This window comes from Pseudomonas sp. MYb13 (genome assembly GCF_002980075.1).
GTDB classification, from domain to species: domain Bacteria; phylum Pseudomonadota; class Gammaproteobacteria; order Pseudomonadales; family Pseudomonadaceae; genus Aquipseudomonas; species Aquipseudomonas lurida.
Map to the genome: position 1 here is coordinate 79,714 of NZ_PCQI01000009.1, position 23,116 is coordinate 102,829.

General features: G+C 60.7%; 18 protein-coding genes, 4 tRNA genes and 1 pseudogene. 11 read left to right on the forward strand and 12 right to left on the reverse strand.

The genetic code is table 11. The annotated features are described in order from the left end of the window. Nucleotides 1-120: 120 nt before the first annotated feature. The 6 genes from CQ002_RS17350 to CQ002_RS17375 all read left to right on the forward strand — a co-directional run bounded on the left by CQ002_RS17350 (nt 121) and on the right by CQ002_RS17375 (nt 7,336). Nucleotides 121-528: a biopolymer transporter ExbD gene (locus CQ002_RS17350; protein WP_005786670.1), complete on the forward strand. Its 408-nt coding sequence runs from the start codon at nt 121-123 to the stop codon at nt 526-528. Between the two features lie 2 nt (nt 529-530). Continuing rightward, nucleotides 531-1,259, forward strand: a complete 729-nt coding sequence (locus CQ002_RS17355) for an energy transducer TonB (RefSeq protein ID WP_034106518.1) — start codon at nt 531-533, stop codon at nt 1,257-1,259. A 24-nt stretch (nt 1,260-1,283) separates the two neighbouring features. Continuing rightward, complete coding sequence (locus tag CQ002_RS17360; RefSeq protein WP_034106520.1) at nt 1,284-3,566, forward strand: TonB-dependent receptor; 2,283 nt, start codon at nt 1,284-1,286, stop codon at nt 3,564-3,566. 17 nt (nt 3,567-3,583) lie between these two features. Further along, the gene (locus CQ002_RS17365; protein WP_034106522.1) at nt 3,584-4,231 is read left to right on the forward strand and encodes a MotA/TolQ/ExbB proton channel family protein; all 648 of its coding nucleotides are present in this window, start codon (nt 3,584-3,586) and stop codon (nt 4,229-4,231) included. Nucleotides 4,232-4,283: 52 nt separating this feature from the next. Continuing rightward, complete coding sequence (locus tag CQ002_RS17370; protein ID WP_105161909.1) at nt 4,284-5,501, forward strand: phospholipase D-like domain-containing protein; 1,218 nt, start codon at nt 4,284-4,286, stop codon at nt 5,499-5,501. 95 nt (nt 5,502-5,596) lie between these two features. Then, the gene (locus tag CQ002_RS17375; RefSeq protein WP_034106526.1) at nt 5,597-7,336 is read left to right on the forward strand and encodes a dipeptidase; all 1,740 of its coding nucleotides are present in this window, start codon (nt 5,597-5,599) and stop codon (nt 7,334-7,336) included. Nucleotides 7,337-7,379: 43 nt separating this feature from the next. Here CQ002_RS17375 and CQ002_RS17380 read toward each other — a convergent pair whose 3' ends face one another. Then, nucleotides 7,380-9,041, reverse strand: coding sequence for a M24 family metallopeptidase (locus tag CQ002_RS17380; RefSeq protein ID WP_105161908.1), 1,662 nt, complete (start codon nt 9,039-9,041; stop codon nt 7,380-7,382). Between the two features lie 78 nt (nt 9,042-9,119). Here CQ002_RS17380 and CQ002_RS17385 point away from each other — a divergent pair, with 78 nt between their 5' ends. Then, nucleotides 9,120-10,625, forward strand: a complete 1,506-nt coding sequence (locus CQ002_RS17385; protein WP_105161907.1) for a PLP-dependent aminotransferase family protein — start codon at nt 9,120-9,122, stop codon at nt 10,623-10,625. Between the two features lie 11 nt (nt 10,626-10,636). Here the strand turns inward: CQ002_RS17385 and CQ002_RS17390 are convergent, their stop codons facing one another. Then, entirely contained in the window at nt 10,637-10,888 is a 252-nt protein-coding gene (locus tag CQ002_RS17390) for a hypothetical protein (RefSeq protein ID WP_034106532.1), read from the reverse strand. Nucleotides 10,889-10,962: 74 nt separating this feature from the next. Beyond that, the gene (locus CQ002_RS17395) at nt 10,963-12,066 is read right to left on the reverse strand and encodes a polyamine ABC transporter substrate-binding protein (RefSeq protein WP_105161906.1); all 1,104 of its coding nucleotides are present in this window, start codon (nt 12,064-12,066) and stop codon (nt 10,963-10,965) included. 139 nt (nt 12,067-12,205) lie between these two features. On the opposite strand from CQ002_RS17395, the gene CQ002_RS17400 reads away from it, so the two are divergent. After that, on the forward strand, nt 12,206-12,997 hold the full coding sequence (locus tag CQ002_RS17400; protein WP_105161905.1) for a LuxR C-terminal-related transcriptional regulator: 792 nt from the start codon (nt 12,206-12,208) through the stop codon (nt 12,995-12,997). Between the two features lie 89 nt (nt 12,998-13,086). Here the strand turns inward: CQ002_RS17400 and CQ002_RS17405 are convergent. The 4 genes from CQ002_RS17405 to CQ002_RS17420 form a co-directional block, all read right to left on the reverse strand. Next, a tRNA-Gly gene (locus tag CQ002_RS17405) sits at nt 13,087-13,162 on the reverse strand. Between the two features lie 3 nt (nt 13,163-13,165). Further along, a tRNA-Glu gene (locus CQ002_RS17410) sits at nt 13,166-13,241 on the reverse strand. Between the two features lie 104 nt (nt 13,242-13,345). Further along, a tRNA-Gly gene (locus CQ002_RS17415) sits at nt 13,346-13,421 on the reverse strand. Between the two features lie 4 nt (nt 13,422-13,425). Next, nucleotides 13,426-13,501: transfer RNA gene (locus tag CQ002_RS17420), tRNA-Glu, on the reverse strand. Between the two features lie 359 nt (nt 13,502-13,860). Here CQ002_RS17420 and CQ002_RS17425 point away from each other — a divergent pair. Together CQ002_RS17425 and CQ002_RS17430 are read left to right on the forward strand one after the other, a co-directional pair. Further along, entirely contained in the window at nt 13,861-14,631 is a 771-nt protein-coding gene (locus CQ002_RS17425) for a hypothetical protein (protein ID WP_034106538.1), read from the forward strand. A 474-nt stretch (nt 14,632-15,105) separates the two neighbouring features. After that, nucleotides 15,106-15,918: an alpha/beta fold hydrolase gene (locus CQ002_RS17430; RefSeq protein ID WP_105161904.1), complete on the forward strand. Its 813-nt coding sequence runs from the start codon at nt 15,106-15,108 to the stop codon at nt 15,916-15,918. A gap of 36 nt (nt 15,919-15,954) precedes the next feature. On the opposite strand, the gene CQ002_RS28925 is transcribed toward CQ002_RS17430, so the two are convergent. The 4 genes and pseudogenes from CQ002_RS28925 to CQ002_RS17445 all read right to left on the reverse strand — a co-directional run bounded on the left by CQ002_RS28925 (nt 15,955) and on the right by CQ002_RS17445 (nt 20,414). Further along, complete coding sequence (locus tag CQ002_RS28925; RefSeq protein WP_371919461.1) at nt 15,955-16,836, reverse strand: methyl-accepting chemotaxis protein; 882 nt, start codon at nt 16,834-16,836, stop codon at nt 15,955-15,957. Next, nucleotides 16,813-17,922, reverse strand: a pseudogene (locus CQ002_RS28930) (HAMP domain-containing protein); the annotation flags it as partial. The gene CQ002_RS28925 and the pseudogene CQ002_RS28930, both read right to left, overlap by 24 nt. Before the next feature lie 114 nt (nt 17,923-18,036). After that, nucleotides 18,037-19,449 carry a PLP-dependent aminotransferase family protein gene (locus CQ002_RS17440; protein ID WP_069022612.1) on the reverse strand — a complete coding sequence of 471 codons (1,413 nt, stop codon included), beginning with the start codon at nt 19,447-19,449 and terminating at the stop codon, nt 18,037-18,039. A gap of 203 nt (nt 19,450-19,652) precedes the next feature. Further along, nucleotides 19,653-20,414 (reverse strand): SDR family oxidoreductase, encoded by a 762-nt coding sequence (locus CQ002_RS17445; RefSeq protein WP_034106546.1) that lies wholly within the window; start codon nt 20,412-20,414, stop codon nt 19,653-19,655. 228 nt (nt 20,415-20,642) lie between these two features. Here CQ002_RS17445 and CQ002_RS17450 point away from each other — a divergent pair, with 228 nt between their 5' ends. Further along, entirely contained in the window at nt 20,643-21,650 is a 1,008-nt protein-coding gene (locus CQ002_RS17450; RefSeq protein ID WP_034106548.1) for an NADP-dependent oxidoreductase, read from the forward strand. Between the two features lie 623 nt (nt 21,651-22,273). Here CQ002_RS17450 and pyrF read toward each other — a convergent pair. Next, complete coding sequence (pyrF, locus tag CQ002_RS17460; protein ID WP_010211681.1) at nt 22,274-22,972, reverse strand: orotidine-5'-phosphate decarboxylase; 699 nt, start codon at nt 22,970-22,972, stop codon at nt 22,274-22,276. Nucleotides 22,973-23,116: the final 144 nt, after the last annotated feature.

Sequence of the window (23,116 nt, forward strand, 5' to 3'; positions counted from 1 at the left end):
ATGACTGACGAGTCTTCTGTAAGACGCGTCCTAGAGCGCTTAAAACGTCAATAAAAGTTAACCAATCGGTCATTTTTGGTTGTTAGCGTGTCGCCCCTAATTCAATAACGGGGTAACGGAATGAGAACCTGGGACGAACCGAAAAAACGCAAGGCGCACATCGAACTGATCCCGATGATCGACGTGATGATGTTCCTCCTGGTGTTTTTCGTACTCGTGAGCCTGAACGTGATTCCGGCCCTCGGCATGAAGACCCAACTGCCGAGTGCCAGCAGTTCGCAACAGCTCAAGCCACAGAACAAATTCATCCTGACCCTGGGTCTGGAAGGTCAGTTGCAGCTCGATGGCAAAGACCTCACGGTCGATGCACTGGTGCCGGCATTGAAAGCCGCAGAAAAGCCCGACACCAAGTCGACCATCATCGTTAACAGCGACAAAGGCGTCGAAGTTTCGCGCCTGGTGGAGGTGATGGACACCCTGCGTCTGGGTGGCTTTACCTCTGTGTCCATCGCCACGCGCAAGTCCTGATCATGTACGTCCTGTTCCGTGCGCGTCAGCTGCTGGGCAGTGTGCCGGCCCTGATCGCCCTGGTGCTGATTGCACTGGGAATCCAGTCCCAGACGTTGAAGGTCGAGCCCGTCTATGACGAGTCGGCGGTGGAGTTGGCGCTGGTCGAGCCAGAGCCGGAAGTGATCCCTCAGCCGGTGGTGGAACAAGCGCCACCACCGCCGGTCATCGAGGATGAAGAGGCCGAGCCCGCCCCGCCTCCACCACCGCCCAAACCGCTGCCAAAACCTGAGCCCAAGCCCAAGCCAAAACCGCTGCCCAAGCCGGTGGTGGCCAAGCCCGCACCTGCGCCCACGCCGCCACCGGTCGCGGCCAAACCCGCACCGACGGCTGTCGCCCAGGTTGCACCGACACCGGCGCCGCCCGCTCCGCCCAAGGTCGATGGCCAAGCCCTGGAAGGCGGTTACCTCAAGGGTTTGCGCAACGAGTTGGACACCTACAAGCAGTACCCCACCGGACGCCAGGCCTCCCTCGAACGCCCAACCGGCGAGGTGGTGGTCTGGCTGCTGGTAGACCGTCAGGGCCGGGTTCTCGATTCCGGCTTGCAGACCCAGGCCTCGAGCATGTTGCTCAACCGGGCCGCTACCAACAGCTTGCGCCGTATCAAGCAAGTCAAGCCGTTCCCCGAGCAAGCCTTCGGGGGGCGCAATGAGCAGCGCTTCACCGCCACCTTCAACTACAGCGTGCAATAAGCACCCGACACCAGGACGACAGTGATGAGGTTCACACGGATTCATCTGGCACTCGTTGCCGCAAGCATGGGCCATGGCATGGTCATGGCCGACACCCGCGACAGCGACGTCGGGACCATTGGGGTCCAGGGCAAGGCCACGGCAGGTGGCGGCTACATGGTGCAGGAAGAAAGCATCAAGGGCCGCTCCACCGTCACCAAAGAGGCGCTGGATAAACAGACCGCCACCGGCAACGCCGTGGACAAGCTCAAGTACACCCCAGGCTTGAACATCTCCAGCGAAGACGCCACCGGCCTGTCGGGCTTCCGCTTCACCATGCGCGGCCTCAACTCCGACCAGGTGGGAATGTCGGTGGACGGCATGCCGATCAACGACTCTGGCAACTACGCGCTGTACTCCAACTTGCTGGGCGACCCGGAAAACATCGAGCAGATCTTCGTCACCCAGGGCTCGGCCGAAGCCGACGGCCCGCACATTGGTTCCAGCGGCGGCAACATCGGCATCGTGACCATTCGCCCGACCAAGGAAACCGGTGCGTTCGTCAAGCAGGTCATGGGCAGCAACGCCACGCGCAAGACCTTTGCCCGCCTCAACACCGGCGAGATCAATGGCCTGAGCAACTGGCTGTCGGCGTCCCATACCGAAGGCCAGATGTGGCGTGGCTCGGGCGCCGTGCGCGCGGACAAAGTGGAGTGGAACAGCTTCTTCGATGCAGGCGATGGCAACACCGCCAACATGATCCTCAAGTACCACGAGCAGGACAACAACAGTTACAGCCAACTGACCAAGGCCCAATACCAGCAGAACGGCCGCAAGTACGATCCCTACCCGGCCACACCGACCGTGGGCAGCAACGGCAAGTACAACAGTTATTACGCCCTGGCGCAGAATCCTTTCCAGACGTTCACCGCCGTGCTCAACACCCAGTTCAAACTGGCAGACAACCTCGCGCTGTCGGTGATTCCGTATTACTACTGGGGTAACGGCAGCGGCGTCGGCGCGTCCAGCTATGCACTGAACCGCGGCTCGAACCAGGGCGGCGTGTTCGACCTGGGCAACCTGCCCACCGGCGCCCAGTACAACGCGGACGGCACCCCGAACAATGGCGTGTACTACCGCCCTTCACGCACGCAGACCTGGCGTCCGGGCATCACCACCAAGCTGAACTGGGACCTGGGCGATCACAGCGTGCAAGTGGGCTACTGGTACGAGCGCGCACGCCAGAGCCAGACCCAACCCTTCATTGCGCTCAAGGCCAGCGGCAAACCCGTCGACACCTGGCCGGACTCCAACGACGCCGTGGTCGATGCCAACGGCAATACCGTCCAGGGCCGCGACCGCTTCACCGTCACCCCGGCACAGAAGGTCTGGGCCCAGGACACCTGGTACCTCAACCCGGACTGGACCCTGGTGGCCGGCCTGGCCTACATGAACGTCAAGCGTGACGGCACCAACCACGGCAGCCTCACCGAACAGGCGGAAAAACGTAACCAGACCTACAACAAACTGCTGCCCAACGTCGGCCTTAAATACCAGCTGGATGAACGCGACCAGTTGTTCTACAGCCTGTCGCGCAACATGCGCATCCCGCAGAACTACGTGCTGTACGACAAGGGCGCCGGCTCCATCGATGCCAAGCCGGAAACCAGCTGGAACCACGAGTTGGGCTGGCGCTACACCGATGAAGACATGACCGTGGCCGCCACCTTGTTCTACATGCAGTTCAAGGACCGCCAGGTGTCGTCGCGCGACATCAACGGTGACTTTGCCGACATCAACGCCGGTTCCGTCAACAACAGTGGCCTGGAGCTGGAGTGGAGTGGCCTGCTGCCCAACCACTTCAACTACTACACCTCCTACACCTACACCAAGGCCGAACAGCAGGACGACCTGACCGTCTACAACGCGGGCCGGGCCATCCTCTTGCCGACCAGCGGCAAGCAGTTCGCCAACGTGCCGAAAAACATGCTGGCGGCCAACATCGGTTACGACGATGGCCGCTTCTACGGCACCTTCGGCGGCAAGTACACCAGCAAGCTCTACGGCGACCTGACCAACGATGAAGCCATCTCCGGCCGCACGGTATTCAACGCCGGCGCCGGTATCTACCTGCCGGTGGACAAGAAGGTGGTCAAGGACGCGACCCTGCGCCTGAACGTCGACAACCTGTTCGACAAGAAGTACCTGGACGGCGTGTACACCACCAAGACCAACGCGGCCACCTACGGCGGCTTCCGCGATGGCGACCCGGCCTACATCGTGGGCCTGGAGCGCACTGTGACGGTTTCCCTGGAAGCCAATTTCTAACGGCGAGGTAATTGAACATGGACATGAACCTGCTCCACGACATCACCTTTTATGTGATGTATGCCGCGATGGCCATCGCCATCTTTATCACCATCGAGCGCGGTATCTACTTCGCCTACGTACGCCGCCAGGCCCGAGCGCTGACCGACGTGCTCGGCGCCCACGTGCACAGCGAGCGCGACTTGCCGCAAGACCTGAAACGCCGCGACAGCCTACCGCTGAACATGGTGTTGCCGGTCCTGGCACAGAAAGCGTCGCAGGGGTCGCGCAAAGACCTGGATGACGTCATCGAAACCCAGTACCTGACCACCCGCGCACCGCTGGCACGCAGCCTGTGGATCATCGAGACCATCACCACTGCCGCCCCGCTATTGGGCTTGCTGGGCACCATTCTCGGCATCATCGACACGTTCAAGGCGCTGGCCACGGCGGGTGTGTCCGATCCAGGGCAGATCTCCGGTGGCATCGGCACGGCACTGTTTGCCACCGGCCTGGGGATCGCCATCGCGCTGTTCTGCGTGGTGTTTCATAACTTCTTCCAGGACAGCCTGGAGCGCATCAACGACCAACTGAAGATCCTGCTGATCCGCGCCGCCACCGGCGCGCGCGTGCAGAGTGAAGTACCACACCTGGTGCCAACGCCCTTGCACAGCCGCACGGCGTAGACGTACCCGCGGGCGCGCAATGCGCCCGCTTTCTTTTGTGACAGGAATCCCTATGTCCGTTTCCTTGAAGTTGCGTGTTGCAGGCCTGGCTGGCGTGCTGATAAGTCCGCTGGTCCAGGCGGACTTTTCGATTCCAGGGTTTGAGCTGGTGCACACGGTGCCGGTGGATACCGCCCTCGGCACAGACGACTTGCGCCAGCCCGGCCCGGTATGGAGCGAACTCTTCGACGGTGCCAAGCGCCGCATTGATATTGGCCAGTTCTACGCCGCCGACCACCCGGGCTCGGTGATGGACCACGTGATCGAACGCCTGGAAGCCGCCGGCAAACGCGGTGTGAAGATTCGCTTTCTGCTGGAAGAAAAGGGTTTGACGCTGTCGGAACCGGCCACGCTTGAGCGCTTGCGCGCGATCCCCAACCTGACCTTTCGCGTATTGCCCTACGCCCGTGTGAGCGGTGGCATCATCCACGCCAAATACATGGTGGTGGATGGCAAGCGGGCATTTATCGGCAGTCAGAACTTCGATTGGCGCTCGCTGGAACACATTCACGAAACCGGGTTGCGTATCAGTGATGCAGCCGTGGTGGGCCAGGTGCAGGCGGTCTTCGAGCAAGACTGGAACGCCCAGCAAGCGCTGACCGACAACCAACCGGTGCCGCTGCCTGCCGCGAGCCAGGAGCCACCGCGCACCGGCAACTACCTGGTCGCCAGTCCGCACCGCTACAACCCGCCAGGCGTCGGCGATTCACAGTTGGAACTGCCACGGTTGCTGGGCGAAGCCAAACAGGAAGTGCGTGTGCAACTGCTGGATTACGCGCCGCTTTCCTACGGCCCGGACAAGACCCGCCCGTACTACGCGGTGATCGACAACGCCGTGCGCGCCGCAGCGGCGCGTGGGGTGTCGGTCAAGCTGATGGTGTCTAACTGGAACACCGACAAGCGGGAGCTGCCCTACCTCAAGAGCCTGGCAGTGCTGCCCAACGTCCAAATCAAAATCGTCACTCTGCCGCAAGCCAAGCAAGGGTTTATCCCCTACGCGCGGGTGATCCACAGCAAGACCATGGAGATCGACGGGCAGGTCGCCTGGATCGGCACCAGCAACTGGCTGGGTGGGTACCTGGATAATTCGCGCAACCTGGAAGTGGTCATGCACAGCGAAGCGATGGCCAAACGTGTCGGGGAATTGCATGAACAGTTGTGGGATGGACCCTATGCTAGAGCCTTGAACGTGACCGAAGAGTACCCAGAACCGCATCCTGGCCAGCATTGACCAAGGGCACCTGTGTAGTGGTAGTGTGTGGAAATGTTTCTGACAATTCGATCAGAAACGTCCTACTCACTACCTGCAAAGGAATGCGTCTCTCAATGCACTTTCCACTCAAGCAACTGGCGGCGACCACCCTGTTCGCGGCGAGCCTCTCGGCCATCACCAGCCCCGCCTTCGCCAACATCACCCCTGACCAGAGCACGGCGATTCTCAAGAGTTTCAACGAAACGTCTGTCACCGATTTTCGTGGTTTCCTCAGTGCCGTGGCCAAGGGCGACCTGGGCAAGACCGGCGATGTCGGCCCGGCGATCAAGACCTTCCTCGACAACAAAACCCTGAGCGCCGACCAACAGAACGAAATCAATCGTCTGCTCGGCCTCTACACCCGGGTGAAATACGGCAAGGCCGCCACCGAAACCCTGCGCGAGCTGGTGGAAATCCCGACCTTTAACGTCGACGGTTTGCCCCAGTACAAAAACCCGGAGTTCATCAAGATCGCCGGGAAGATCCAGGGCCTGGCCAAGGCCTTTGACCTGAACTTTCGCAACATCGACAACCGCGTCTACGAAATCTCCCTGCAAGGCAGCGGCGATGAAGTGGTCGGCATCCACGCCCACGCCGATGTGGTGCCGGTAACGCCGGAAAACTGGGTGCTGAAAGATGGCACCAAGCTCGATCCGTTCAAGGTCACGCTGATCGGCGACCGCATGTACGGCCGTGGCACCGAGGATGACAAGAACGGCATCGTGGTAGCCATGTACGCCATGAAAGTGATCAAGGAAGAAAAGCTGCCGCTGGCGCGCACCTTCAAGCTGCTGGTCGACACCACCGAAGAAACCTCCGGCGACGCGATCCCTTACTACTTCGAAAAAAATCCGACCCCGCCGTACAACCTGGCGCTGGATGGCGGCTACCCGGTGGTGATTGCCGAGAAAGGCTACGGCACAGTGATGGCGACGTTCCCACGCCGCCAGGGTGAAGGCAAAGGCGCGGAAATCATCGCGATGACCGGCGGCATGGCCACCAATCAGATTCCGTCGGCGTCGGTGGCTACTTTTGTCAGCGACAAACCTGCCGAATTGGCCGCCAGCCTGCAAAAAGCCGGCACTGAATACGCCAAGCGCAACGGTGGTGATTTTGAAGTGGCCGCCAAGGTCGATGGCAAAGACGTCAAGCTGACCGTCACCGGCGTGTCCGCTCACTCGTCCGAGCCAGAATCCGGGGTTAACCCGGTATCGCGCATGCTGGAGCTGATCCACAGCGTCGACGGCAAGATCGCCCTCAAGCACAACCACATCACCGACGCTGCGCGTTATGCGTCCGACAACTGGGGCCTGGATTACCTGGGCGGCAAGTTGGGCGTGGGCTTCTCCGATGAATTCATGGGCCCGCTGACCACGTCGCTGACTTTTGTCGGCCTGGATGACAACGCCTTCAAGTTGGCGGTGAACTTGCGCGTGCCGAAGGGCAAGTCGCCGGAGAAACTCAAGGCCGAGATCGCCGACAAGCTGAGCGCCTGGGACAAGAAATCCAAGGTCAAGGTGGACTTCACCTACTCGGTGGCCGAGCCAATGTACCGTAACCCGGAAGGCGAATGGGTCAAGGCCCTGCTCGCGGTGTCCACGGAAAACCTGGGCATGGAGCACAAGTTCGGTACCTCGGCCGGCGCCACCTCCGTGCATGAACTGCCCAACGGCGTGCAATTCGGCCTGGCGCGCCCGGAAGTGAAATACACCGGGCACACCGACAACGAGTTCAAGACCGTCGACCAGTTCCTGCTCGACCTGCAGATCGTGACTGAAATGATGGGCCGTATCGGCCAACTGCCGAAGCTCTGAGCCAAGCGCTGATGTAAAGGAGCCCGCCGCGACGGCGGGCTCTTCACGCTTGCAGCATCAACATATCCTCGAAAAAACCACCGACCGGTTCGGTGGGATGGCACAGCTGGATTTCCAGGACCCAGGCCATTTCGCTCGGGGGGATCTCCAGATCGGCCAGCTCCTTGTTCTCGAACAACGCGTGGGGGAAATCCGCGAGGCGATGGCCGGCGAGGTTGCGTGCCAGCCTCCAGCCTTTTGACTCCGCGCTTTGCTCGGCAAAGTCATAGAGTTCACGACCGGTAAGGCCGCGCAACCAGGCTTCGCGGGTTTCGTCGAACACGGCGTGCAGTGCGGTTCTGCACGCGAGGTGCAACAGTGAGTCACCGAACACAAAGGTATCGCCATAATCGCCTTCATAGCCGTCCCACACCGGGCCCAGGTCTACCACGGCGATATCGGTGGCGCGCAGCCTGCGCTGGCGGTCAATCCCTTCACGGGGTGGCCGGACCGTGTCGTCGCCAAAGCGGATATAGGTGGGGTGCCACGTGTGGGATGCGCCCATGGCCTGCAGTTGTTCGGCGGCCATGTCGAGGGCTTCGCCGGTGGTCATGCCCACCCGCAGTCGGCTGGCAATCGCCGCCAGGGCACGTATGGACTGTTCGCGCGCCGCCAGCATGCCGTCGAGAGAGTAGCGCGGGCCGACTTTTTCCCAGACCGGGTGCAGCAGCCTTGGCGTCGTTTCAGCGCTTGAGCGGCCGCTGGGCACAAAGGCTTCGGCGACAAACCGATGGCTGGGCAAGCCCGATGCAAGGCACTCCGTACGCACCTGGCTGATCATTGCGCCGTTACCGCACGCATACAGCTGGACCGTTTCCCAGTGATGCCCGTGGCTCAGCGCGACTTCCTGCACCCGCCCCTGCGAAGCGAGCACCGGGTGCCAGTGAAAACGCGGGTGGTCGATGACCGATTTGTCCAGGAACGCGTGGTCGTAGAAATCTGCCGGCTGCGCGCCTCCCCAGTACAACGTCACGTCGATATCACGCTTCAAGGCGGTCAGCAGGATCGGCTTGATGCCGGCGTAGCCGGTGCCGGTGGCGAACAAGACCACAGACGCAGCGTCATTGTCCTGCCAGGTGCAGGCACCAAAAGGCCCTTCCAGTTGCAACACGTCGCCCGCATCAAGGTCGTCCAGGATTGCCTCGGAAAACAGCCCGCCGCTCACCCGTCGAATCTGAAAAACCAGGCGGCCGTCGTCTTCAGCCGGCAGGTTGGCGATGGAGAAACACCGCGAGTCGCCATCGACCAGACGGACCTTGAGGTATTGGCCAGCCCGCACCGCCAACGGCCTGTCCGGCATCACCACCAGCTCAATGATGTCGGGTGCCACCGCGCGTTTACTCACAACCTGTGCCTCGACCACCGACGTAGGCGTGTCCAGTGACCAGCCGGGAATTTCCAGGCGCATGTCGCCGCAGGCATGGCTCTGGCACAACAGCATTTCATTGGCCGCCAACGGATAGCACGGCGCGGGGGCGTCCGGCGCCAGGTGTTTGGCCCGGTACTCCCCCTCTGCAACCACCACCTTGCACGATCCGCAGGCACCGCGCCGGCAGGAGAACGGCACGAACAGGCCGTTGGCGAGCATCGCATCCAGCAACAGCTCGTCACCGGCCTCAACGGTTTTCCCCGAGGGGCACAGTTCGATGACATGACGTGTATTCATAACAACCTCGGGGGTAAGTGAGGCTTGATTGTTGCGCTAGACTAGGCCCATTAGAACCTCCAGTTTTGGATAATTCAGATGGTCCAGATGCGTAAATGGCGTCCACTCCTCAACCTCGACGACAGTGGCAGCAAGGCGTCCTACCGCAAGATTGCCGAAGGCCTGGTGACCGCGATCCTTGACGGCCGATTGCCGCCTGGCACCTTGCTGCCGGGCACGCGGGAAATGGCGCAGTTGCTCGACGTCAACCGCAAGACCGTGATCCTGGCCTACGAAGAAGCCCTGACCAAAGGCTGGCTGGTCAGCGAGCCGCGACGCGGGACCTTCGTCAATGCGCAGTTGACGCCCAAGCAATTGCCGAGTCGCGCGCAGCCGTCCTTCGCACCGCCCATCCTGGCGCAGGCGGTCGTCCCGTATTTCGCCCAGAACGCCCAGGTGACGGCACTGCAGCATCGACATGGCGCGCTGTTTTTCGATAACGGCACCAGCGACCACCGCTTGCTGCCCCAAGCCGTCCTGCATCGCTACTACCGCAATGCCCTGCGCAGCAGTTTCGCCTCGAACTCCGTGCGCTACGGCAGTGAGGGCACCGGCTACCATTTGCGCTGTGCCCTGGCCGAGATGCTGCGCAACAACAGGGGGTTGAGGGTCAGCGCCGAGAATATCTGCCTGACCCAAGGCACCCAGATGTCGCTGTACCTGACTGCCAGCCTGCTGCTGAAACCCGGCGACGTGGTGCTGGTGGAGCGGCTGAGCTACCCGCCGGCCTGGGAAATTTTCCGCAAACTGGGCGCGCAACTGGTCACGGTGGACCTGGACGAAGAAGGCTGTCGCACGGACCAGATCGATCGCCTGTGCCGTGCACATCAGGTGCGGATGATCTATCTCACGCCACACCACCAATTCCCCACCACCGTGAGCTTGCACGCGGCGCGGCGGCAACAGCTATTGGCCTTGGCGGCGCAGCATGACTTCTGCATCATCGAAGAAGACTACGACCACGAGTATCACTTCAACGGGCGGCCCTACCTGCCCCTGGCCAGCGACCGCTCGCAGCGTCATGTGATCTATGTCGGTTCGTTATCCAAGGCCCTCGGCTCGACGTTTCGCTGCAGCTATGTGGTTGCGCCCACTGATGTGATTGAAACCTTGCACATCAACGCCGCACTGATGCTGGGCGATGCCGATGCGATCGCGCAGAAGATGCTCGCGGACCTGATCAATGATGGCGAATTGAAGAAGCATCTGCGCCGTGTTTCCAAGGAATACCGCGCCCGCCGCGAAGCCTTGCAGACCTGCCTGCACGAGGCCTTCGGCGAGCGGATCAGTGTGCGGGAACCGGAAGGCGGGCTGGCGCTGTGGGTGCGGTTCGAAGATCAGATAAACGTCGATCAGACGGTGGCGAGCGCCGTGGACCATGGGCTGGTGGTACGCAGTGGCAGGCAGTTTTCGCCACTGGACCAGCCGGAAAATGCACTGCGCCTGGGCTTCGCGTCACTCAATCAGGAAGAAATCCGTGAGGCCACGTTGCGTCTGGCCAAGGCAGCCAATGTGCGCACCTACAAAAATGCCGATCATCACTGATCGGCATTCGGTTAGAGCGGTAGCAGGAAGCGGGATCTCTCTTCGGCCCGGGCAAGTTCCGGAAACTCCAGCAACAGCGCGCGGTTGCCGCGGCCGATATGCTCCATCACCGCCCGTGTAATGTACTCACGCACCATGCCCGTCGAGACGTAATACATGGCCCAGGCTTGCTCAGGCGTACAGTGGCCAATCTGTTCTTCGATTTCCTTGTACGCCTTGTCATCGTTCGAATTAACGTCACGCTGATAATAGCCTTGGCCCATGATTGACCTCCTTCACTGGAACATCTGCGACTGCTGCAGAGCCAAGCGCCCGACATGCCTATGGATTCGTGCGATCAGGTCCCACTCTTCACCTTGGTCCACACCCGCGTACGGATTCGCTCCAACTTCAAGGGCAGCGGTTCAAGGGGAACCAAGGTGGCAATCGTCTCTTTGGACGGATAAATCCAGGGGTTGTCGCGCAGCTTCTGCTCGACCAACGCGGTGGCATCCTTGTTGGCGTTGGGGTACAGCGTGTGGTTGGAGCTCTTGGCGATCACTTGCGGGTCCAGCATGTAGTTGATAAACGCCAGACCTTGGCGGGCATGCGGCGCATCCTTGAGCAGCACAAAGTTTTCCGACCACACCAGCCCACCTTCACGAGGCAAGCTGTAGGCAATTTTGCGGCCGGTGCTATTTTTCTCATTGATGGCCTGCGCCATCAGCGCCCCGTTCGCCCAGCCCACCACCACACAGATATTGCCATCGGCAAAGTCGGCGTCGGTTCGGGATGAATCGAAGTAGAGCACGTAAGGGCGGATCTTCAGCAGCAGCGCCTGGGCTTTCTGGTAATCCTCAGGGTTCTGGCTGTTGCTCGGCAGCCCGAGGTAATTCAAGGCAATCGAAATGATTTCACTTGGGGAGTCGAGCATCGCCACGCCACACGACTTGAGCTTGCTGATGTTCTCTTCCTTGAAGATCAAGTCCCAGCTGTCCACCGGGGCATCGTCACCCAGGGCGGCCTTGACCTTATCCACGTCATAACCAATGCCGGTGGTGCCCCACAAGTAGGGGACGGCGTAACGGTTACCCGGGTCATTGGCTTCAAGCAGCGCCAGCATCTCCGGATCGATGTGTGAGAAATTACTCAGTTGAGAGCGGTCCAGCGGCGCAAGTACGCCTGCCTGGATCAGGCTTGGCAAGACATTCGAGGTGGCAACGACGACGTCATACCCGGTGCGCCCGGCCATGAGCTTGCTCTGCATGATCTCGGCACTGTCGAAGGCATCGATATGCATCCGCGTACCGGTCTTCTGCTGAAATTCCTTTGGCGTTTCCGGCGCGATCAGCCCGAACCAGTTGTACAGGTTGACCCGTGACTCGGCCGCCGAAGCCGGCGCACTGGCACACAGGCAGATTAACGCGGACATAAAAATGGCGCGCAAATGGGGTTGACTCATATAGCTATCCTTGTCAAAAACGACAGGCCATCATGGCCTTCATCCACTGGGGGGTGAATATACTCGGCACGTCCGATTAGTAAATACCTAGAAGTACTTAGCTCAACGCCAGGAATACCTAACCCTAAAGAGGTAGTAAATGTCGCTCGACCTTCATAACCTCGCCTGGCACCGGTCGGCCGGGACGCTGATCATGCAGCTGAACCGCCCAGCCTTCTGGGGCTCACTGGTCCGCGTGTTAAAGGAATATGTCCAGATCGACAACTGGGTCGTGCTGATCTTCAGTGATCAGCAGGTACGGGTCATCAGCATGACCGAAGTCGCCGATGCGGAAGAAGTGGACGCGCTGATCCAGCGCTATTTAAAAGGTCTGTACCTGCTCGACCCGTTCTACATTGCCAACCGGGAAAACCCGCAGAGTGGTTTTTTTCACCTGTCCGACATTGCGCCGGAGCACTTCCTGACCACCGAGTATTACCACCAGTATTTCGCCCAGTACGTCAGCGTGGATGAGGTGCAATACAACGTACAACTCGACGCCGACAGGACGCTGTGTATTTCATTGGGCAGCAACGTGAGGTACAGCCCGCAGCAGATCACGATGCTGGACATCATCAAGCCCTGGGTGATGGCATTGATGCATCAACGCATGTGCTTTGAAAGTGACGCGGAAAAAAGCCAGGCCGAGCCGCCGCCATGGTCAGAAGCGATCGCGCAACTCGGCGCACTCATCACAGCGCGTGAAAAAGATGTGCTCAGGCTGCTATTAAGTGGTTTTTCCAACAAAGAGATCGCCGGCAAATTGAAACTGTCGACAGAGACCATAAAAGTCCACCGTCGCAACCTCTACAACAAACTGAGCATCAAGTCTCAATCCGAGTTGTTTGCGCGGTTTTTCATGCCCGGGCAGGACGCCCTGACAACGCATTAAGCGGCGCCGCAGCGAGCCTGCGGCGTTTCTCCACAAATCACGCACATACAAAAACGCCGATCATTGCTGATCGGCGTTTTCGTTGAATATGGAGCGGGAAACGAGACTCGAACTCGCGACCCCGACCTTGGCAAGGTCGTGCTCTACCAACTGAGCTATTCCCGCAAATGGCGTCCCCTAGGGGACTCGAACCCCTGTTACCGCCGTGAAAGGGCGGTGTCCTAGGCCACTAGACGAAGGGGACACACAACTGAAACACATGGTGTGTATTTCAGTGTCCAGGGATTAAATCCGAAGATTATGCCCTGGTTTCACTCAGTGTCGCCCGAGGGCCACACTGCTTAAATTTGGAGCGGGAAACGAGACTCGAACTCGCGACCCCGACCTTGGCAAGGTCGTGCTCTACCAACTGAGCTATTCCCGCATAATGGCGTCCCCTAGGGGACTCGAACCCCTGTTACCGCCGTGAAAGGGCGGTGTCCTAGGCCACTAGACGAAGGGGACACACGTACAACATTCACTCCCTACCGCGTTTCGCTGTGTGCTTTACGCTGTAAGTGGCGCGCATTCTATGGATGGATTGAAAGGTCGTCAACCCCCAAGGATAAATTTATTTAAATCAATGACTTCGCCCTGCTTTACGGGCTTGCGGGGGGATTGTGCCCGTCCGGGCTTTGACGCCTATATTCTGGCGCCCGACAAGACGCTATAGTTCGTTCCGGCAAATGATGGCAATGTGCATCTACCCAGGCAACGCCTACCTATATAGAAGCGCACTGCCTGGGCAACTGGTCGATCAGTCCTATCCGCCGGAAGGCCCAGTCACTACACTCCACTGTAAACCCTATAAAGAGGTCACACCGGTGACACCACTCATGATCACCCTGCTGGTAATAGCCGGGATCGCAATACTGATCGCCATTGGCTACATGAACCACGTGGTGGAAAACAACAAGCTGGAAAAGAAGCGCACCGAGATCGAGTTAAACGATCGCCTGCGCCGTTGCGGTGAAATCACCGAGACCTTTCCCGGCCAGTTGATGACCCCGGCGCTCAAACTGTTGCTGACCCGCCTGGAGCTCAACGTCAACCAGCGCCTGTTGAACCTCAATAAAGGCAGTGCACCGATCAAGGCCCGCATCACCGAGCTGAATACGCTGGTGGCCCAGGGCGAATCGATCCCGGTGAACAACCCGCCCGCGCCGATCCAGACCGAAGCCAAGGCCAAGGACGTGCGTTTCTTGCTTGAAGCCCTGCATGGCCAGGTCACCCGTGCTGCCCAGGACGGCTTCCTGCCGGCCAATGAGGCCAAGCACTGGATCAGGGAAATCCGCCATATCCTGGTGTTGCTGCATATCGAGTTCTTTAACAACCTCGGCCAGCACGCGCTGCAACAAGGCCAACCCGGCCAGGCGCGCCTGGCCTTCGAACGTGGCGTGCAGTATCTGCGCAAACAGCCGGAGCCGGTGATCTACAGCGCACAGCTGCAGCAGTTGGAAGGCCAACTGGCCCGCGCCAACTCAACAGTGCTGACCAACAGCAAGCCGGCCGAAGACGAGGTCAACGAGCTGACCGAAGGCCTCAAGGTGGTCGACGCCGACGCCGAGTGGAAGAAGAAGGTCATCTACGACTGATGCCCCTCCTGTACACAGGTACCTACACGACACTTTAGCGACCAACGCTAACTGCGATGCGAACCGAGCCGACCTTGATCGAGCTTTTGATCTTGCTTCTGATCTGAGCCGCCCCATCAAACGCGCGGGTCGGAATTCCGGGCTCTTTTCCAAAAGTGCCCCGCTGTAAGAGTGGAACCCATCGCAGCCGTTACCGCAGAAATGGATAGGTACCCGGCCTGATCCAACCTCCAGGTCGGCTGCCAGGCCGCTTTCACGAGCAGGCCAGCTCCCACCGTTGGATCGCGGGGTGACAGTCAGACAGTGGTTGGCTGTCAGGTCGCCGGAGGGAGCACGCTCCCTCGCCACAGGCACAGCACCGTACCCGGCGCGGTATAGCCCCCAGTTCGCTACATGCCATCACTTTGCATCTATCCCCCCGCCCCCGACTAGCGTACAAAAGTGCCCCTAACTCCATGAAGTCAGAGGCCTGCTATGCCTGTCGCCGTCATTGATGGACAACCGCTGCACTACGTCGACCAGGGCTGCGGCCCCGTCGTCCTGCTGGGTTCAAGCTACCTGTGGGGCGCCGATATGTGGGCGCCGCAGATCGAAGCCCTGTCGCAACAGTACCGCGTCATCGTTCCCGAACTGTGGGGCCATGGCGAATCCGGTCCGTTGCCCGCGCAAACGCACGCCCTCGACGACCTGACGCGCCAGGCCCTGGCCTTGCTGGACCAGTTGGATATCCCCCAGATCAACCTGGTGGGGCTCTCCGTGGGTGGCATGTGGGGCGCACGCCTGGCGTTGCTGGCACCGCAGCGGATCAACAGCCTGGTACTGATGGACACTTACCTGGGTGCCGAGCCCGAGGCCACGCGCCAGTACTATTTCTCGCTGTTCAAGATGATCGAAGACGCCGGCGCCATCCCCGAGCCCTTGCTGGATGTGGTCGCACCGATTTTCTTCCGCCCGGATATCGACCGAGAATCAGCGCTGTACCAGGATTTTCGCACGCAATTGCAGGGCTATTCCAAAGAGCGCCTGCTGCACAGCATCGTGCCCCTAGGCCGGTTGATCTTCAGTCGCGAGGATGTGCTGGAGCAATTGCCACGCCTGGACGCCGACACCACGCTGGTGATGTGCGGCGAACAAGACAAACCGCGCCCGCCCGTCGAATCAGAGGAAATGGCCGGCCTGATTGGCTGCAGCGTGATCCTGATCCCGCAAGCGGGCCATATCAGCGCAAGGGAAAACCCGGACTTCGTCAACGAAGCGCTGCTGACCTTCCTCGCCAACAACGCCTGACCGCCCTCCCCTGTGGTCGCTGCGTCAACGCCGCGATCACAGGCGGAAGTGCCCTACCATGCCCTTGAGCTCCGCGCCCAACTGCGCCAGTTGAATACTCGACGCGGCGTTGCCCTGCATGCTCAGCGCCGATTGATCGGCACTGGCGCGGATACTGGTGACACTGCGGTTGATCTCTTCGGCCACCGAGCTTTGCTGCTCGGCCGCAGCGGCAATCTGCTGGTTCATCTGCTGGATCAACGATACCGCCACTGCGATGCTGCCCAAGGCGCTCTCGGTTTCCAGCGCATCGCTGACCGCCAGCTTCACCAGCTCACCGCTCTGCTGGATCTGCTGCACCGATGACTGGGCCGCGCTGCGCAAGGTACTGACCAGGCGCTCGATTTCCTCGGTGGATTGCTGGGTGCGCTTGGCCAGGGCCCGCACTTCATCGGCCACCACCGCAAAGCCGCGCCCCTGCTCTCCGGCGCGTGCGGCTTCGATGGCAGCGTTGAGGGCCAGCAGGTTGGTCTGTTCGGCCACGCTTTTGATCACGCTCAACACGGTGCCGATATGCTGGATTTCTGCGCTCAGGCTCTCGATGCTGGCGCTGGCACTGGTGCTGGAGGTGGCGAGCAATTCAATGCGCTGCAGGCTCTGGCGCACCACTTGCTGGCCGCTGTCGACTTTGTCATCCGCCGTCTGTGCGGCTTGCGCGGCCTCTTCGGCGTTGCGCGCCACGTCGTGCACGGTGGCGGTCATCTGGTTCATCGCCGTGGCGACCTGTTCGGTTTCTTCTTTCTGGCTGCTGACTTCGACATTGGTCTGCTCGGTGACGCTGGACAATGAATGCGCCGAGCTGGCCAGTTGCTCGATACCGGCTTGCAGGCCGCTGACCATCTGGCTCAGCCCGTTGCCCATCTGTTGCATCGCCTGCATCAGTTGGCCGATTTCATCGCGACGGCTGACCTCCATGCGCCCGCTCAAGTCGCCGGCGGCAATCTGCTGGGCCACGGCGATCACACTGCGCAGCGGCGCAACGATCAGCCGGGTAATCACCCAGGCCGCGATCAACCCCACCAGCAGCGCCAGGGCCGAAGAGCCGATGATCAGCATCGCGCTTTTCTTCAACTGCGCCTGCATCGACTGGTCTTCGGCGTCATAAGCCTGGTTGACCCGGCTCACCACCTGGTCTGCCCGATCATGCAACTGCTTGTAGACCACTTTCTCCTGGGCCAGCAGGCCGGTGTACTCACCGAGCTTTTCACTGAACGCGGCGATATGCCCAGCCACTTCGTTAAGCACGGTCTGGTAGCCGGGGTCCTTGACCGAGGTCTTCAGTTGCTCCACCTGGGCCAGGGCCTGGTCGGCCTGCTCGATCTTGCCCTGTTCGGTTTCTTCCTCACTCGCCTTGCGGCTCTGGTCCAGGCGTACCCGCGCTTCGTTCATGGCTTGCAGCATCAGGCGCGACACCTGGCTGACCTGCCCGGCCTGCTCGATAAACTCGGCCCCCTCCTTGCCCTGGCTTTCCTTGAGGCCATAGGCGCCGTCGTCCGCCAACCCGGCCTGCAATACGTCGAGATTATTGGCCACGCTGGACACAGACCAACTGGTCATTTCCAACGCCAGGTCCTTGGTCTGGGTCAATTCGACGAACTCATCGAATGCCTTGCGGTAGGCGGCCAGGGCCTGTTCGACATCCGTCATGACCGGCATGTTGGCCGCCGACTGGGCCTTGAGGCTGGCGGCGAGAGCGGCCAAGGCATCGACACTCTCATGCAGGGCGTCAACGGCCTTGGGGTCGGCATGCAACGCGTAGTCCTGCTCGATCAGGCGCACCTTGAGCAGGCCACTGTTGAGCGACGACATGGTCTTGAGCCCTTCGAAGCGCTGGCCAACGGTTTGCAGGGACCACACGCCGATAGCCGCGACCAAGGCCGTCAACAGCAGCACCAGGGTGAAGCCCAAGCCCAGTTTTTTTGCCATACCGAGGTTGGCGAAGCGTCGTTGCACGGCCGAAATCATTGCACTTGAATCCTCTTGCAATGGCAGATGCCATCAAGCCCGGTTTATACAAGCGAGATTCGCAACCACAAGGCACTGAACACAAGTCGTTGGCGCCACAATAATGGCAAAAAGCTACACCCTCGTCGTTTTCAGAATGGTCGAGGTCGATCTGACGGGTCCCATGGCTCGGAAAAACGCCAAGGCGCGTTGATCAGCAGCATAGGCCACATTGATGCGCAGCCACTCACTGGGCTCGCTGGTCGGGCTGAACAGTGCCCCCGGCGACAATAAAACGCCGAGCCGCCGGGCGCACGCCTGCAACCGCGACCGATCCCCTGCCCCCGGCCGCGCCCACAGGAACATCCCGCCAGCGGGCGTGGCGAACACCTCCCACTCCTCATCTTCGAGCACCTGCAACGTGGCGGCCATTTGCGTACTCAGCCGCTTGCGCAGACGCTGCACCCATTTGCGGTAGGTGCCATTCGCCAGAAGCGTGGCCACCACGGCCTCTGCAAACCGCGAGGTGCCAAAGCCGGTCAAGGTCTTGAGGCAGGTCAACTGCGCGATGATCGCCGTGCTGGCGCTCAGATACCCCACGCGCAAGGCGCTGCTCAGGGTCTTGGAAAAGCTCGCGACGTAAATCACCCGGTCATCATGGGGCAGTGCCGAAAGCCGCGTGCAACTGGCATGTTGCAAGTCGCCGAAAACATCTTCTTCGATGATCAGGAAGTTTTCGCGACGCGCCAGCTCCAGCAAACGCTCGGCCACCGCACGGCACAAACTCGAGCCGGTGGGGTTGTGGTACAGGCTGTTGATGAACAGGCACTTGGGCCGATGCTGCCGCAGCAGCGTTTCCAACGCCGGGATATCCGGACCACCGCGCGTACGCGGTACTTCCAGCAGTTGCACACCGTGGAACGCCAGTTGCCGATAGAGGTTGCCGTACCCTGGTGTTTCCACCACCACGCAATCACCGGCCTTGAGCAGTGTGCGTATCAGCAGGTCCTGGGCATGGCTGGCGCCGGCCGTCGTGAGGATACGGTCGAGGTTGGTGGCGATGTGGGTCTGGGTCAGGCGCTTGAGCAATTGCTCGCGCAACGCCGGCAGACCCAACGGGGTGCTGTAGTTGAACAGGCCCGCCGTGTCGGTACGGGTGACTTCGCGAATCGCGTAGCTGATGTCATCGCTTTCGCGCCAGGCATCCGGCAACCAGCCGCAGCCCAGTTTCAGCTCGCCCAATGGGTTATCGGCGAAGGCTCCCCAGTCTCGCTCGGCACCTTCGTACCACTGGCCTTCATGCGGCGTCGGCGGCTGGGCCACGCTGAAACCTGCCCCCGGTTTGGAAACCAACATGCCCTGGGCGACCATTCGCTCGAATGCCTCAATCACGCTGGACTGGCTGAGCAGGTTATCGAGGGCCACCTGTCGAACGGACGGTAAGCGTGTGCCAGGGCTCGCCCCGCTCGTGCGAATCCATTGCGCCACTGCGCTGATGATCTGCTGAACCACCGGTACAAGGGCTTGTCGATCGATCCCTAAATCCATGCGCCACTCACTTCAACTGTCTGTTATTCAACCCTGGACAGTTAAGCACAGAAGCCCCCGGAGACCGCTTGCCAAGTTTTATTAAAGTATTGATTTTATTGAGTTATTTACCTGTTGATACACATTCTGACAGGGCACACTGCCAGCTGTGGAAACGCCCCACAGTCCCCCAAACCTTTTCGATTGGAGGACAACCTGAGGTCCTAGATAGCCGTCGCACCGCCGTCTACCGCCAAGGCTTGGCCCGTGGTAAAGGCCGCACCATCGCTGCACAGGTACAGCACCGCACTGGCAATTTCCTCGACCTTGCCAATGCGCCCGACCGGGTGCATGGCGGCGGCAAATTCGGCCTTGCGTGGGTCGGCTTCGTAGGCACGCCGGAACATATCGGTATCGATCACGGCCGGGCAGACAGCGTTGACGCGGATTTTCTTCTTCGCATACTCGATGGCCGCCGATTTGGTCAGGCCGATCACCGCATGCTTGGACGCCGCATAGATGCTCATTTTCGGCGCCGCGCCCAAACCCGCGACCGACGCAGTGTTGACGATCGCCCCGCCGCCCTGCGCGAGCAGCAGCGGCAATTGGTGCTTCATGCACAACCACACGCCTTTGACGTTGACGCCCATGATCGCGTCGAACTCATCCAGGCTGCCGTCCGCCAGCTTGCCCTTCTCGATCTCGATCCCGGCGTTATTGAAGGCGTAGTCCAGGCGGCCATAAGCGTCGATGGTCTGGGCCATCAATTGCTGCACATCCGCCTCGAGCGTGACGTTGCAACGAACGAACAGCGCCTCACCGCCAGCCTGATGGATCAATGCGACGGTGCCTTCGCCGCCCGCGACATCCAGGTCGGCAACCACTACTTTCAAACCTTCGGCGGCGAAGGCCAACGCGGTGGCGCGGCCAATACCGGCGGCGGCGCCGGTTACCAGGGCGACCTGGCCGGAAAACGTCATGCTCATGGAGGATGTCCTGTGGGGAAAATAACCGTGGGTCGAGTCTAGCCAACGCAGCATGGGGCGCGTCAGCACTATCAGAAGGCCGTGTGAGGCTGCATGAATCGCAGTGATAAGAGCCACGGCACAACTATCAGCAGCGCCTATCGGGCGGCATTCGCGCCTTCTGTGAACCTTGCTCACAGCCCGCTCAAGGTCTATCACTTCAGGTTCATTTCCAGAAGAGTCGCTGCCATGACCGCCCAGACCAATCGCCAATTCCTGCTCGCCAAGCGCCCGGTCGGCGCGGCCACCCGGGAAACCTTCACCTATCAGGAAGTGCCGGTGGGCACGCCCCAGGACGGCCAGGTGCTGGTGCGCAACGAATACCTGTCCCTCGACCCGGCCATGCGTGGCTGGATGAATGAAGGCAAATCCTATATTCCGCCGGTCGGCATCGGTGAAGTGATGCGTGCCCTCGGCGTGGGCAAAGTGATTGCCTCGAACACTCCGAAGTTTGCGGTCGGGGACTACGTCAACGGCGCCTTGGGCGTGCAGGATTACTTCCTGGGCGAGCCACGGGGTTTCTACAAGGTTGATCCGAAACTGGCACCCCTGCCCCGTTACCTGTCTGCCCTGGGCATGACCGGCATGACCGCTTACTTCGCACTGCTGGACACCGGCGCGCCCAAGGCCGGCGAAACCGTGGTGATCTCCGGCGCAGCCGGTGCCGTGGGCAGCATTGCCGGGCAGATCGCCAAGATCAAGGGCTGCCGTGTAGTGGGTATTGCTGGCGGCGCAGACAAGTGCAAGTTCCTGGTGGATGAACTCGGCTTCGACGCGGCCATCGATTACAAAAGCGAAGACGTGCCCGCTGCGCTCAAGCGCGAGTGCCCGAAAGGTGTAGACGTGTATTTCGATAACGTCGGCGGCGATATTCTCGACGCGGTGCTCAGCCGCCTGGCGTTGAAGGCGCGCGTGGTGATCTGCGGCGCCATCAGCCAATACAACAACAAGGAAGCCGTGAAGGGCCCGGCCAACTACTTGTCACTGTTGGTCAATCGCGCGCGCATGGAAGGCTTCGTGGTGATGGATCACGCTGCCAACTTCGCCGCCGCCGGCCAGGAAATGGCCGGCTGGATGGCCCAGGGCAAGCTCAAGAGCAAAGAAGACATCGTTGAAGGGCTGGAGACGTTCCCGGAGACGTTGATGAAACTGTTCAACGGGGAAAACTTCGGCAAACTGGTGCTCAAAGTCAGCTGACACACTGCGCAACCAGCGCTAACCACGATGCGAAGCGAGCCGCTGTTGATCGTGATCTTGCTTTTGATCTCAGGCGCCCCATCAAACACGCTGGCCGGAATTCGACAGGGATTTGGGGGGTAAACCGGCAGGGATGCCGGTTTAGCCGCCCCGCGCCATGGAGGGCGCGTGGCGGCGGCCCCCCAAATCACTGTCGGATTACGGGCACACCGAGCCTAGGCGAGGTGCCGAGTGTTGGGGCAAGAGCCTTTTGGTTACTTTGGGGCTCTTTTCCAAAGTGACCCGCTGTAAGAGCGGAACCCATAGCAGCCGTTGCCTCAATAACGGATATGTACCCGGTCTGATCCAACATCCAGGTCGGCTGTCAGGCCGCCTTCGCGGGCAAGCCCGCTCCCACAGTTGGATCGCGGGGTGACAGGCAGAGAGTGGTTGGCTGCCAGGGCGCTTTCGCGGGCAAGCCCGCTCCCACAGTTGGGACGCGGGGTGACAGTTAGACAGTGGTCGGCTGTCAGCCCGCTCCCACATTTTTGGATCGCGGGGTGACAGTTAGATAGTGGTTGGCTGTCGGGCCGCGTTCGCGAGCAAGCCCGCTCCCACATTTTCCACAGTGTTCGCCTCAGGTTTCAGGCGATTTCGGCGACCACTGCCGCCAACGCCTTGGCCGGATCGGCCGCCTGGCTGATCGGACGGCCGATCACCAGGTAATCGGAACCCGCGTCCAGTGCCTGACGCGGAGTCAGGATGCGGCGCTGGTCATCCTGGGCGCTGCCCGCCGGGCGGATCCCCGGGGTCACCAGTTGCAGCGACGGGTGCGCAGTTTTCAGCGCCTGGGCTTCCAGCGCCGAGCACACCAGGCCATCAAGGCCGGCTTTCTGCGCCAGGGCTGCCAAGCGCAGCACCTGCTCCTGAGGCTCGATATCCAGGCCGATACCAGCCAGGTCTTCGCGCTCCATGCTGGTGAGCACGGTCACACCAATCAGCAGGGGTTTAGGCCCGCTGCGCTGCTCCAGCACTTCACGGCAGGCCGACATCATGCGCAGGCCACCGGAGCAGTGCACATTGACCATCCACACGCCCATTTCGGCAGCAGCCTTGACCGCCATGGCAGTGGTATTCGGGATATCGTGGAATTTCAGGTCGAGGAACACCTCGAAACCTTTGTCGCGCAGGGTGCCGACGATTTCCGCGGCGCAGCTGGTAAATAGCTCCTTGCCGACCTTGACCCGGCAAAGCTTCGGGTCCAACTGGTCAGCCAGCTTCAGTGCGGCGTCACGAGTGGGGTAATCCAGGGCGACGATGATAGGAGTCTGGCAGACGGACATTGGAATGAGCTCTCAGGCAAGTCGAAATCGGCGCGGATTGTAGCGCAAGCAGCGCCGTTGCGGGATCCGATGATCGGTAAATACTGACCAAGCGCCATTAGGCGGGCGTTTTCGGGCAATTATTTCAAAGCTGATACATTCACG